Origin of the sequence: Mesoplasma melaleucae (assembly GCF_002804105.1) — a bacterium.
In the GTDB taxonomy this organism is placed as follows: domain Bacteria; phylum Bacillota_I; class Bacilli_A; order Mycoplasmatales; family Mycoplasmataceae; genus Mesoplasma; species Mesoplasma melaleucae.
Window position 1 is genome coordinate 494,917 of the sequence record NZ_CP024964.1, and the last position, 13,303, is coordinate 508,219.

The 13,303-nt window shown below is 26.3% G+C and carries 12 protein-coding genes; all 12 read right to left on the reverse strand.

Annotated elements, in window-relative coordinates:
• Positions 1-12 precede the first annotated feature (12 nt).
• Positions 13-2,739 (reverse strand): isoleucine--tRNA ligase, encoded by a 2,727-nt coding sequence (gene ileS, locus EMELA_RS02620; protein WP_028124093.1) that lies wholly within the window; start codon positions 2,737-2,739, stop codon positions 13-15.
• Positions 2,740-3,007: 268 nt separating this feature from the next.
• Positions 3,008-3,991 carry an alpha/beta hydrolase gene (locus tag EMELA_RS02625; RefSeq protein ID WP_028124092.1) on the reverse strand — a complete coding sequence of 328 codons (984 nt, stop codon included), beginning with the start codon at positions 3,989-3,991 and terminating at the stop codon, positions 3,008-3,010.
• Between the two features lie 71 nt (positions 3,992-4,062).
• Complete coding sequence (gene sepF / locus EMELA_RS02630) at positions 4,063-4,461, reverse strand: cell division protein SepF (protein WP_051584594.1); 399 nt, start codon at positions 4,459-4,461, stop codon at positions 4,063-4,065.
• Positions 4,462-4,473: 12 nt separating this feature from the next.
• Positions 4,474-5,667 carry a cell division protein FtsZ gene (ftsZ, locus tag EMELA_RS02635; protein WP_028124091.1) on the reverse strand — a complete coding sequence of 398 codons (1,194 nt, stop codon included), beginning with the start codon at positions 5,665-5,667 and terminating at the stop codon, positions 4,474-4,476.
• Positions 5,668-5,684: 17 nt separating this feature from the next.
• Positions 5,685-6,992: a hypothetical protein gene (locus EMELA_RS02640; RefSeq protein ID WP_028124090.1), complete on the reverse strand. Its 1,308-nt coding sequence runs from the start codon at positions 6,990-6,992 to the stop codon at positions 5,685-5,687.
• 12 nt (positions 6,993-7,004) lie between these two features.
• Positions 7,005-7,931, reverse strand: a complete 927-nt coding sequence (gene rsmH, locus EMELA_RS02645) for a 16S rRNA (cytosine(1402)-N(4))-methyltransferase RsmH (RefSeq protein ID WP_028124089.1) — start codon at positions 7,929-7,931, stop codon at positions 7,005-7,007.
• Positions 7,931-8,386 carry a division/cell wall cluster transcriptional repressor MraZ gene (gene mraZ / locus EMELA_RS02650; protein WP_051584593.1) on the reverse strand — a complete coding sequence of 152 codons (456 nt, stop codon included), beginning with the start codon at positions 8,384-8,386 and terminating at the stop codon, positions 7,931-7,933. Before mraZ ends, rsmH begins: the two co-directional genes overlap by 1 nt.
• A gap of 137 nt (positions 8,387-8,523) precedes the next feature.
• Positions 8,524-8,703, reverse strand: a complete 180-nt coding sequence (gene rpmF / locus EMELA_RS02655; RefSeq protein ID WP_011183295.1) for a 50S ribosomal protein L32 — start codon at positions 8,701-8,703, stop codon at positions 8,524-8,526.
• Positions 8,704-8,725: 22 nt separating this feature from the next.
• A complete protein-coding gene (locus EMELA_RS02660; RefSeq protein ID WP_084485289.1) occupies positions 8,726-9,220 on the reverse strand; it encodes a YceD family protein in 495 nt (164 codons plus the stop codon).
• A gap of 1 nt (position 9,221) precedes the next feature.
• Positions 9,222-11,603: a phenylalanine--tRNA ligase subunit beta gene (gene pheT, locus EMELA_RS02665; RefSeq protein ID WP_028124086.1), complete on the reverse strand. Its 2,382-nt coding sequence runs from the start codon at positions 11,601-11,603 to the stop codon at positions 9,222-9,224.
• Between the two features lie 7 nt (positions 11,604-11,610).
• Positions 11,611-12,663, reverse strand: coding sequence for a phenylalanine--tRNA ligase subunit alpha (gene pheS, locus EMELA_RS02670; protein WP_028124085.1), 1,053 nt, complete (start codon positions 12,661-12,663; stop codon positions 11,611-11,613).
• Positions 12,657-13,298, reverse strand: a complete 642-nt coding sequence (locus tag EMELA_RS02675) for a hypothetical protein (protein WP_028124084.1) — start codon at positions 13,296-13,298, stop codon at positions 12,657-12,659. Before EMELA_RS02675 ends, pheS begins: the two co-directional genes overlap by 7 nt.
• Positions 13,299-13,303 lie beyond the last annotated feature (5 nt).

Below are 13,303 nucleotides of genomic sequence, written 5' to 3' on the forward strand. Positions count from 1 at the left end.
CCTCCTAAACATTTATAATGATTTTACTACTGAATTACATCTTTCACAAATTTCTTCATTTATTAATGTATCAAATAGTCCTCAACATCTTTCACATTTTAATCCTTGTTTTGGTTCAATGCCAACACAAGATATTTTTTGATCAGTTAATCCTGAAGAGTTATTTGTAAAATTTAATGAATTTACGATAAATATTTTATCTAGTTCTGTCACTGATTCAATAGCTTTATATTCATCTTTTAAACAAACATTTACAATTGCTTCAAAACCTTTATTAATTTTTTTTTCTTCTCTAGCTACTTCTAAAGCTTTATTTACATCATCTCTTAAAATCATAATATTATTTCATTTTGTTACAAAAGCATCTGCTTCTAAAAACATTTGTGCTCTATTATCTAATAAATGCACAGACTCAGCTTTTTCAATATTAACCATTGATTGATAAAGCTCTTCGATTGTATAAATCAAGATTGGTCTTAATAAATCAATTAACATTCATAATTGTTCATATAAAACAGTTTGTACTTGTCTTCTTCTTAAAGCATCTTTTTTCTCAATATATAAAATATCTTTAATGAAATCTAAGTAAAATGATGATAGATCTTTAGTTACATAGTTTATCAATAAGTTATAAACTTGGTTGTAAGCTAAGTTATCATATGCTTCACTTGCTTTATTTTTAATTACGCTTAAATTATGTAAAGCATATCTATCAACTTCTGATAATTCTTTTTGATAATCCTTACTTGGATCAAAGTCAAATAAATTAGCTAAGATAAATCTCATTGTATTTCTAATTTTTCGATAAGTTTCTTCAATTTGTTTAATAATCTCTGGTCCAATTTTTTGATCATCAGTAAAGTCTGTTGAAGCTACTCATAATCTTAAAATATCTGCACCTTGAGTATTTGCAAATTTAATTGGGTCAATTCCATTACCTAGTGATTTTGACATTTTATTTCCTTTTTCATCAACTGTCATTCCATGAGAAATTAGTTTTTTGTAAGGTGACTTACCAGAATATATTGTTGAGTTAATCATTGATGCATTAAATCATCCACGATATTGGTCATTGCCCTCTAAATATAAGTCATATGGTAATGGTAAGTTTTTAAATCTTTCACTTAAGGCAATCGCACTTGATCCTGAATCAAATCAAACATCTAAGATATCTTTTTCTTTTCTTAAGTTTTTATTTCTATATGCTTCTGGTAAGAAAGTATCTGCTGGTTGATCAAATCATGCGTTTGTTCCTAATTCAGTAATTTTATTAATTGCAAATGCTAAGATTTCATTATTTAATACCAACTTATCAGTTTCATCATAAAATGCAACAATTGGCACACCTCATAGTCTTTGACGTGAAATAGTTCAATCTGTTCTATCTTCTAAAACTTGGTATAAACGTTTTTTAGCTCATTCTGGTTTTGTTGTAATTTGATGAACATTCGCTAAGATTTGATCTTTTGCTTTATCTAACCCAATAAATCATTGTGATGTACAACGATAAATAACTGGTTTTTTTGTTCTTCAATCATGTGGGTATGAATGTGATACAAATTTTAATTTTAATAATCTTTGTTTTGCATCTAAATCCATTCCAACCATTTTATTAGCATCTTCATAAAATACTCCAACTAATTTTTGATCAAATTCTGCAATTTCGTTTGTAAATTTACCTTGATCATCAATTGGGGCAAATGGTTCTAATCCATGTTGTTTAACAATTATGTAGTCATCTTCTCCAAATCCACCTGCCGTATGCACAATACCAGTTCCTGCTTCATCAGTAACATGATGTCCAATTACAATTTGATTAATTTTTTGTTCATATAATGGGTGAGCGTATTTAAGTCCTACTAGTTCAGGTCCTTTTAATGTATCTAAGATTTCAAATGTTTCTCATTCAACTTGTTCAGCTACCTTATTTACTAAAGTTGAAGCTAAAATAAATTTTCTCCCATTTGCTTTAACAATATTATATTCAATGTTTTCTCCCACAGCAGCCATTTGGTTTGAAGGAATAGTTCAAGGAGTAGTTGTTCAAATAACAAGTTCAGTATTTGTGTCAACTTTAGCATTTCCTTCAACAATGTTCATAGCCACAAAAATAGTTGGTGATTTAACATCTTTATATTCAATTTCAGATTCAGCTAATGCTGATTCACTTGATGGAGATCAATAAATTGGTTTTAATGCTTTGTAAATCATTCCTTTTTCATACATTTTTTGAAATAGTTTTAATTCACTTACTTCAAAATCATGAGTTAAAGTAACATATTTTACGTCACTATTTGAAAACATACCTAAACGTTTAAATTGATTTGCTTGATTTGCAGCTTGTTTTAAAGCATAGTCTTTACACATATCTCTAAATTTGACATCTGGTATTTTTTTGCGATCAATTCCCATTTTAGTAACAGCTGTTTCAATTGGTAATCCATGAGTATCTCAACCCATAATAAAAGGAGCTAAATAACCATTAGCATTTTTTCATCTAATTATCATATCTTTAAGAGTTTTATTTAAAGCATGACCAATGTGTAAATCCCCATTTGCATATGGTGGACCATCATGTAACATGAATAAAGGTTTATTTACATTTAACTTTTGTTTTTTATCATAAATCTTTTTTGTTTCTCACATTGCTTGAATAGTTGGTTCTTTATCTTTTAAGCCTGCTCTCATATCAAAATCTGTTTGACCAATTAACAATGTATCTTTGTAAATGTTTTTCATTTTCTAATCTCCTTTTAAAAATAAAAATCGCCCCTATAACAAGGAGCGATTTACCGCGGTACCATCCTAATTGATAAATTAAAACTTAATTTATTATCTTTAAGGTTTTAACGGTGCCACCGCAAAATTCTACTCAATATATATTTTTCTTTTTTGTTGAAAAAAGTGATATTTTTTAACAATTATTACTAGTTTGCACCAACCACTAGCTCTCTTAGAATAATTAATTTAAAAAACTTGTCTTTTAGTTTTATAATAATATTTTATCTTATTTTTCTTTAATTTGATGTTTTTTTACAAAATCTGTTGTTCTTAAAATATAGTCATCTGTAAATTTAATGATTGATTTAGTATGATTAATTCCTGTATCATAAATGATCAATTCATTTACATTAGATTCTTCGATATTGTTTTTAACATCTTGCATTTTAAAACTATCTAAAAAGTTTGTTACTCGATCAAAGCGATTATGAATATACATAATAGGTATGTATTTATGTTTAGCTTCAATTAAATTAATAAAATCAAGATCAATTAAATCCACACCATATTCATTTTTATAAATTCTTAACATATCTTCTAGTACTAAATTAACATAGTTTTTAAAAATCTTTGGTGCATTGATTGCAACCATTCTTCTTAGTAATTTTGAAACAGACATGTAAGCTGAATCTGCGATTGCTCATTTAATATTATTTTCCTTTACGAATTTTTCTTTTGTTAATGCCAAATAATTAATTGTGAAACCACCCATGCTTGTTCCAACCAAACCAATTTCTTCTGGCTTATAGTTTTGAGTAACTCAAGAAATCATTGTCATCAAATCTCATTTTTCTTTGTATCCTCAAGTAACAACATCTTTATCACTTGAACCATGATTTCTAAAATCAAAAGTAAGAATGTTATATCCTAATGAACGATAATGTCATGTTAAATATAAAACATTAAATCTGCTTGAATTAAAACCATGAACACCAATAACTCATTTGTTGCTTGGTTTTGGATGTATTCATACACTACCTACCAATTTAAACCCATCTTTTGATAATGTTGTAAAGTTAGCTGTTGGGTTTTTGTATTCTTTTATTTTTAGTTTCTTATTTGAATTACGGTTTGTTGCGTTAAGGTTATTAATAGTTTTAACAAAGTTAATTTTTAAACTAGCAGCTTCTTCACGCTGTCTAATAGTTTTAGAAAAACTTGAGTTTCACATTTGAATCATCTTATGCGCTAAAGTTGAATATTCTGACATAATAACCTCTTCCTATTAATAATATTTTACTATAACCCACATATAAAAATGAAATAAAAAATAAGCAATGCTTATTTTCTAATTATTATTTTGTAAATATTACCTTCGATTTTTTTGTAAATACCATCGTTGATATAAATAACCCCTGAAATGAAATCAATAATTCTTCTTTTTTCTGGTTTATCTAATTCTGAAATATCAATTAAAACAACTTTATTAATTTTTAATTCATCAGCAATTTTAGCTGCATCTGAGAATGAAACTGGTTTAATAATTTCAGTTCTTTTTGATGGAATATCTTGATTGATTGTATTTAATTCACTTTCTTTTGCATATTCAACTTCTTCTGATTGATTTACTTGAACATCTTCGTCATATAAATTATATCCGTTTATGTCGTTTAAAGCTTGATCTGATTCCCCTGCGATTCTTTTAGCTTTAATTTTATCTAGTAGTTCTTTAATTTTCATATTTTTCTCCTACTACTTTAAGAATGTAGGGAAATCGTCTTCAGTTTCGTTTGAATAAGCTAATTCAGTATTACTATTTGCTGAATGCATTGTTTGATGAGCATGTAGTACATCTTCTTCAAATGAAGTTTGAACTTTTGCTTCTTCTTCAACATGAGCAGCTTTGTAAAGACTTGAACTTCTTAAATTTGCGAAAGTTGACCTTGCATTAGTTTTTGTTCCAACACTTGCTGTTGATTTCATCATTTCTTCATCAAATCCTGTTGCAATAACTGTTACAACTAATTCATCTTTTTCAGTTAATTCTTTATTAATAGCAACTCCAAAAACAATATTAACCTCTGGATTATCGATTGCTTGGTTAACAACATCAACAACATCATAAGCATCGTTTAATGAAATTCCTTCTCCACCAGTAACATTAACAATAACATCTTTAGCTCCAATAATTGAAGCTTCAAGTAAAGTTGAAGAAATAGCATCGTTAGCTGCTAAGTTTGCTTTGTCTGGTCCTGTTCCTAATCCAATTCCAAATAATGCATTTCCTTTTTTAGACATAACTGTTTTTACATCAGCAAAGTCTAAGTTTATTAAAGCAGGTACTGCAATTAAATCTGTAATTGTTTGAACTCCTTGTTTTAAGATAGCATCAGCTTCACCAAATGCTTCTTGAATAGGTTTTGCTCCAATGAATTCTAATAAACGATCATTTGAAATAACAATTGTTGAATCAACATATTTTTTCAATTCAATGATTCCTTCTTCAGCAAAAGTGTTTCTGTATTTTCCTTCAAATCTAAATGGTTTAGTAACAATAGCAATAACTAATGCTCCAGTTTCTTGAGCAATTCTTGCGATAACTGGTGCAGCACCTGTACCAGTTCCTCCACCCATTCCAGCTGTAACGAAGATTAAGTCAGTTCCTTCTAAAGCAGCTCTTAATTCATTTTCTGATTCTAAAGCTGCAGTTTTACCAACTTCAGGATTTGCTCCAGCTCCTAATCCTTTAGTTGATTTTTCTCCTAAAATGATTTTATTTGAAACTTTTGACCCTGCTAAAACTTGTGCATCTGTATTTGCTATATAGAAATCAACACCGTGTGCTCCTTGTTCAAACATTCTTGACACAGCATTGTTTCCTCCACCACCAACTCCAATAACTTTAATCTTGGCTTTTTGGCTAAATTCTTGTGTATTAATGCTCATTTTTAGTTCTCCTTTTTCTAAGCTTCTACTTTATCTATTAGTATACCATCATTTTTTAAATATAGATGGCTACTTGCTTTATTTTGACCAATCACATCATCTGAAAAGCTAAATTGATAATTAACTGGTTTATTTTGAATATTTCTTTGAATATTTTTAATATCGGCTGTAATAACTCTGTTAACAAATTTGCTGATCAATCCATAACTTTCAAAGTGCTCAGCATTTTTTAAAGCTCCAATAATTTTTGTTTTATTAAAGTAATCTGATGATGATTTATTACTTGTAAGTAATGATAATCCATTTGGGATTTCTTGTATTAGACCAAAGTTAAATACAGGTGTTACATAAAAGTCAATTTTATTTTTTGTAACAAACTCTTCTTTAATTTCTTTATATGAATTTTTAACTGCTTTTTTAACTATTGTTTGAATTTGTTCACCAGTTAAAGCTTTTGATCCTAATGAATTGCTAAATTTTAAAAATACTGATTTTAAAATATTTTCTGATTCAAAATTAATATTATTGTATAGGTAATTTTGGCTCATTTCTGTACTTAAATTAAATTCATTTGATAGTTTTTCAATAATATAGTTCATTCCATGTGGAATTGAAGCATACTCAACAAAAGCTCCATTTTTAAATAGTCCAGCTTCTACTTTATCTTCTTTTCAATCTACAACTACAATATCATTTTCTTCTTTTCCAGCTCTTTCAATTGAATTGAATAAAGCTTCTAAATTAGTCAAATACTTAACAATATTTTCACCAGTTTTTTCAACTACCATTTTATGTGATTCATAAACTTTCTTATATATTGATTTAACTGATGCAATAATTTCAATGTCTTTTCCTCCAACTAAGAAATTTTCATCTTCTTGTTTTACACCATCAATTTTAACTTGTAACATTTCTACTTCTAAATGGTAAGCACTATTTTCTAATTGTTCTTTTTTAGTAAATTTTTTAAGATAATCTTGAATTAATTCTTTATTTGCTAATATTGGATTTTCACTAGTTGGTATTTGAATTTTTTTTGTAGCATAACTATAAGTTGCACTTGGTACAACCATAAAAATTTGATTTTCATCAAATCCTGATTCATTTTTTCTAATTGTTTTAAGAATATTTGCTAATTCTCTTTTTAATTCAACAGCAGAACTTTGCTTAACAACACCATTATCGCTTAAGAAAGAGGTATTTGGTTTAGCTTCAATTTCGTGCTCGAAGATCGAAATAATTTGTTTATTTAATATTCTGTAAGCATTAATTTTTACTTTATTTTTTTTGATTTCTATTGTTGTTAATGTTTTATTGTTTTTCATAACTTATACCTCTTATTTTTTCTCAATTACTCATAGTTTTGCACTATGACTTCTGTTGTTATTTTCTACTTCTGTTTCTGTAGGTTTTAATGGTTTTTTAAACAATAATTTAAATTCTTTTGATGATTCAATTTCAAAAGGTATATTACTTAAATAAAATTGTTGTTCATCAAGAGTATATTTTTTAAATATACTCTTAACTACTTTTTCTTCTAGAGAATGGAATGTAATAACCACTACTCTTCCTTTTGGATTTAATAAATGTATGCTTTGTTCTAATGAACTTTCAAGTGCTTCCATTTCATTGTTAACTTTAATTCTTAAAGCTTGAAATATTTTTTTAGCTGGGTGTTTTTGTTGTTTTAAGATTTTAGCTGGAAGTGATTTTTTAATCACTGCAACTAATTCAAATGTTGTGTTAATTGGTCTTGAACTAATAATGTTCTTAGCAATTGATCTAGCGAACTTTTCATCTCCATAATTTCATAAGATTTGTTCTAACTCTTCTTGCGAATAATCATTTACAATTTTGTAAGCAGTTAAACTATTGTTTGTTCTATCCATTCGCATATCTAAAGGACCATCATATCTATAACTAAATCCTCTTTCAGCCACATCAAACTGTGGTGAGGAAACTCCTAAATCATAAAGTATACCGTCTACTTTAAAAATCCCTTGCATAGCAAGCATTGCAGAAATGTTAATAAAATTACCTTCTAGTATTTTAAAATTACTTCCGATTTGCTTTAATTTTTCAGTTCCTTCTAAAATAGCTGTTTCATCTTGATCAATTGAGAATAATTTACCATTTTTCAATTTCCTTAATATTAGACTAGAATGTCCAGCTCTACCAAGCGTGCAATCAACGTAAATACCATTTTCTTTAATATTTAAGTATTTGATTGACTCGTTTAATAATACTGGTATATGTTTTTCCATTATTTATTTAAACCTTGATAAATTGTTTCAGCAATCTCTTCCATTTTGTCGCTGTTTTGATTTTGGTAATCATCATATGATTTTTGATCTCAGATTTCAACTCTGTCACCCATTCCAAGAATGTAAACGCTTTTTTCAATATTTGCTAGTTTCAATAAATTGTTAGGAATCTTAATTCTTCCAATCTTATCGATTTCTACTTCATGAGTGTTAGCAATTATTTCACGAGTTAACATCCTTGTTTCTTTATTAAAAGAAGAAAAATTTAAAATTTGTGAACTTCATTTTTCAAATTGCTCTTCTGTTCTCATTTCAAGGCTTCCTTCGAACCCTTTAGAAACATAAACCGTTGAATTTAAAATCTTATTTCTCATTTTTGAAGGAATAGTAAATCTTTGCTTATCATCCAAGTTATGATCATATGTTCCAAAGAATAGCATACCATTTTCCCCCATTTCTTCCCACTTTATAAATATATATTACTATATTTAAATTATTTTGTTAAGTTTTTTTTAATAAAAAATATTAATTTTAGCTAAAAAAGACACAAAAAAAGATGAGGCAAACCTCATCTTGTTATTATTAATAAAAATTAATCTTGAACAGATTTAACTTCTTTTCCTTTATAGAATCCGCATTCTCTACAAACTCTGTGTGGTTTAATCATTGACCCACAGTTTTCGCATGAAACTAAATTAGAAGCTACTAAAGCTAAATGACTTCTTCTTTTATTTTTAGCAGATTTACTTGTCTTTCTAAATGGTACAGCCATCTTAAAACCCCCTTAATATTTTTTATTTTTTCTTGAACTCATTCAATTTAGCTCATCTTGAATCTATTTTGTTTTGTTCATTCTGATCAAACTCTTCTTCAGACATAATTGTCCAACCAAAACCAGTCTTTTTTATTATATCACTATTATTTGATAAATTAAAAGGTAAATTTATATTTATTTGCTCAATAACATAGTTTTGAATTTCAAATTCTTCACCTACTATAATGTTTGCTTGATCATTTATTGAATCAGAAAATGAATACTCATCATTTCAATCAATTAAGCTAGAATATTCAAACTCTTCACCTGTTCTTGCGTCAATTGCGTCTAAAGTAAAATTAATTACCCCATTAACACTGACTGTTTCAATTGAATCAATTCAATCAACATCAATATCATAATCTAAATATTTAACTTTTTTTACTAGCACATTGTTTAGCTTGATTGTTTCTAAATCTGATACAATTTCTGCTAATTCATTATGTGTATTTTTTTCTAAATATTGTCTATTCATATTATCTAACTTTAATTTTTAATTCTTTAAGATTATTTAAAACTGTTTTAAAGTCATCATTAATTTCTTTTTCAGTTAATTGATGTTCTAAACTATTAAATGTTAACTTAATTGTTAATGATGAAGTATTTTCTTTTTTCATGTGTTCATCAGCATACTTATCAATTACTTTATAATTTGTTAAATAATTTAAATCTTTTAATATAGTTTCAACAATTGTATCAAATGCAATATCATTGCTTAATTCAAATGAAATATCTCTTGTTGAGTTTTGGAACTTAGATAATTCGTTAGTTACATGAACTTTATCTGCAATTTCTAATAGTAAGTTTAAGTTAATTTCACAAATAAAAGTTGAATTAATTTTATTTGCTGATTCATATCCTGGATTTAATTTATAGATAATTCCTAATTTTTTATTTTTATATTTAACAACAGCATTAATGTATGGATGAATTTCATTAATTACATTTTCATCAACTTCAAAAGTTAGATGTGTTAAATTAACTTTGTATAAATCTAAAACACTCATTAAAATAGAACTAATATAAGCATAGTTAGCTTTAATGTGTACTTGATTTAAACTATCAGAAATAGCTTCACCAGAAATAGCAAAACATAAGTTTGATTGTCTAAATCCATTTAGTGCAAATATATCTGCCATTTCAAAGAACTTAACTGATTTGTTACCATTATTAGCATTAAATATAATTGCTTCAATCATTGATTTAGATAAGTTATTTCTAAATGTTTCACGTTGAGATGATAATGGACTCATTAACACAACAGGATCTTTAACTTTAAATAAGTTTCAAGTTTTATTTGATTCTTTATCAGTTAGTGAATATGTTTTAATATTATTAAATCCTAAACCAACTAAGTAATCACTTAATTTATCTCTTAATTTCTTATCTAAATTTTTTGTTTTCTTGAAACTTACATATTCTAATGGTTGTTCAATAATATTGTCATAACCATATAATCTTGCAATTTCTTCACATAAATCATTTTTACCATATAAGTCAGTTCTATTTTTATCAACTGTAAATGTTAATTCTGATTTTTTAACTGAAATGCTAATGTCTAATGTTCTAAATAAACCTATGATTTCATCAATTGTAATTTCAATTCCTAAAATATCTTTAATTTTTTCTAATGTTATTGAATACACATTGTCATAATTTTGCTTTTGTACTGTTGTAACAATTTTTTGAACGTTTTCAATCATTTTGTATTCATTTAAGATTTTGATTAATTCTTCAATTCCTTGATCATAAAGATTTGGATTTAATGGTTTAGCATATCTTTGTGTGTCAACTGTACTAATATTTAAATTTTTTTGTTGTGTACGCATTGCAATTTGATCAAGATTTAACATAACAACTAACATTGTATTTGTATTCTCTGTTACTTTAAATTTGCCTTCAGTTTTTAAACCTAAAATATTAACAATATCTTTATTTGATTTTAAAACAATTAATTCTTTTTTATCGATAACTTGTTTTGTTAAAGTTAATTCACCATATACTTTTTCAGCATCAATTAAAATAAATGGTTGACCTGAAATTAAAGTAGCCATACTTGCTATATCTTCAAATTTATTTTCAGAAGATTTAATATTTGAATGTTTTAATCAAACATCATGTGATGAATCAAATGGTTTATTGGTATTTTTTAATCCAATAAATGTTTGAGAAACAGTATTAACTTCTTTTTCAACTTTTTTATTTAATTCAATATTTATTGATTGAGTTGGTTTTTCAAATTTAATTTTTAAATCTGTTTTATTAATTTTTAGATCAAAGTAATTAGCAATTTCTTTAACTAATTGTTTTGCTGCTAATGCATCACTTCGGTTTAAAGTTAAATCAACTTCAAATATATAGTCATCGTAGTTTAAAACTTCACTAATGTCTTTTCCAACCATTTCATCAATGTTTTTGTAAATTGAATTAATGTAGTAAAGTTCTACTTGTTCTGCTTCAGTAAGTACAGAATTTGATAATCCAATTTCGTTTAATCCACAAAACATTCCTTCAGAAACCATACCAAGAATTTCTCTATTATCTAATTCTAATCCGTTAGCTAATTTAGCTCCTGGTAAAGCTAGAATTCCATATTTATCATCTTCAACATTTCTAGCAGTAGATAAAATTGTTACGTATTTATTATTACCAATACGTGTTTTAGTTTTCTTTAATTTAGTTCCTTCAATCACTTCTGATTCTTCTATATATGCAATTACTAATTTAGTATTTAATTTTGAATAATCGATTTCTTGTTCTACTTCAAATCCTAATGAATTTAAGCAAACTGAAATTTGTTCATTTGAAATGTTTGATAGGTCTAAATATTTTTCTAATCATTTTCTTGTAATAATCATATTCTACCTACTCCCCATAAAATTTAAATTGTTCTAAGAATTTAACATTATTTTCATATAAGTTTCTAATATTTGAAATTCCGAATTTTAACATTGCAATTCTTTCAATTCCTGCTCCGAATGCTAGTGCAGTATTTTTTTCTGGATCCATACCATTTAATAACATAACTTGTTCATTAATAATTCCTGATCCTAAGATTTCAATTCATCCTGAATATTTACAAATTGAACATCCTTTTCCAGCACATTTAAAACAGCTGATGTCAACTTCTACACTTGGTTCAGTGAATGGAAATAAACTTGGTCTTAATCTAATGTTTACTTCTTCACCAAATAATCTTTTACACATGTATTTTAAAACTCATTTTAAGTTAGCAAAAGTAATTTTTTTACCAATACATAATAAATCTAATTGCATAAATTGATGTGAATGAGTTGCGTCATCATCATCTCTACGATAAACATTTCCGATTGCAACACAAGCATAGTTACCTTCAAAGTTTTTATCTTCAGCCATTTGAGTTAAAACTCTAGCTGTCATATGTGTACAGTGAGTACTTAAAACTGTTTCTTCATCAATATAGAAAGTATCTTGCATGTCTCTTGCAGGGTGTCCTACTGGTAAGTTTAATTTTTGAAAGCAATATTCATCACTTTCAACATCATTACCATTTAAAACATCAAAACCAATTTCAGTAAAGATTTGAGTAATTTCTTCAACCACAATATTTAGTGGATGTTTAGTTCCAAACTTTGCAATTGTTCCTGTTAACGAAACATCAATTTTTTCACTTTCCAATTTTTTATCAAGTTCTGCTTTTTTAACTCTATTGACAAATTCATCAATTGTTGTTGTAATGAATTCTCTTAACTCATGACTTGCTATCCCAATTGCTTGTTTATTTTTTGCATCAGATTTTTTTAAAGATTTTAAAATCTCGCTTAATTCTGATTCTTTACCTAATAAAGATTTTTTTAGTGTTTCTGCATCAGCTATTGTTTTAACTTTATTTAAGTCTGTTACAAATTTTTGCTTAATCTTATTAATTTTATTTATCATAAAAGCTCCTTTTGATATTTTAATAAAGCTGCCTGTTTCAGTTCAACTAACTTTATTTCGTTTTCTTTTATATTTTCATCATATGCTTGAACAATAATTCCAATTACAGAATTATTAGGTTCTTCTTTTAATAATGTTTTTAACTTTTTATATAAAAATTTTTGGTAATTATTTTTATATTTCTGAATTTCTAAATTAAAGTATAGATGGCTATCATAATGTTTATTATTTAACTTTTTAATTTCTATTTCTTCATTTCAATAAATCATTTGTTCAATCAAAATATCATTTATAAAAACTTTTATTGAACTATACATGAATACTAAAAATTCTTCATATATATTGTAAATTATTTTATCATTATTAGTTTGAATTAGATAATCTCAAATGCTTTGATCTACTTCTTTATTAAAAATTCTGATCTGATCAATTGTTTCATTAAAGTATGAAATAGTTTTTTTATTAAAATCTTTTTTATATTTCATATTTAGATATTTAATAAATCTAGGTTTTGAAATAATTTCAGACAGATTAGTAAATTCTCAAGAAAAATTAATATCAAAAACTTTTGTTGTTTGTTCTTTTTTAATTCTTGTATCTTGAAAATGATTAATTATTGCTTGTTTTACTTTCATATTAC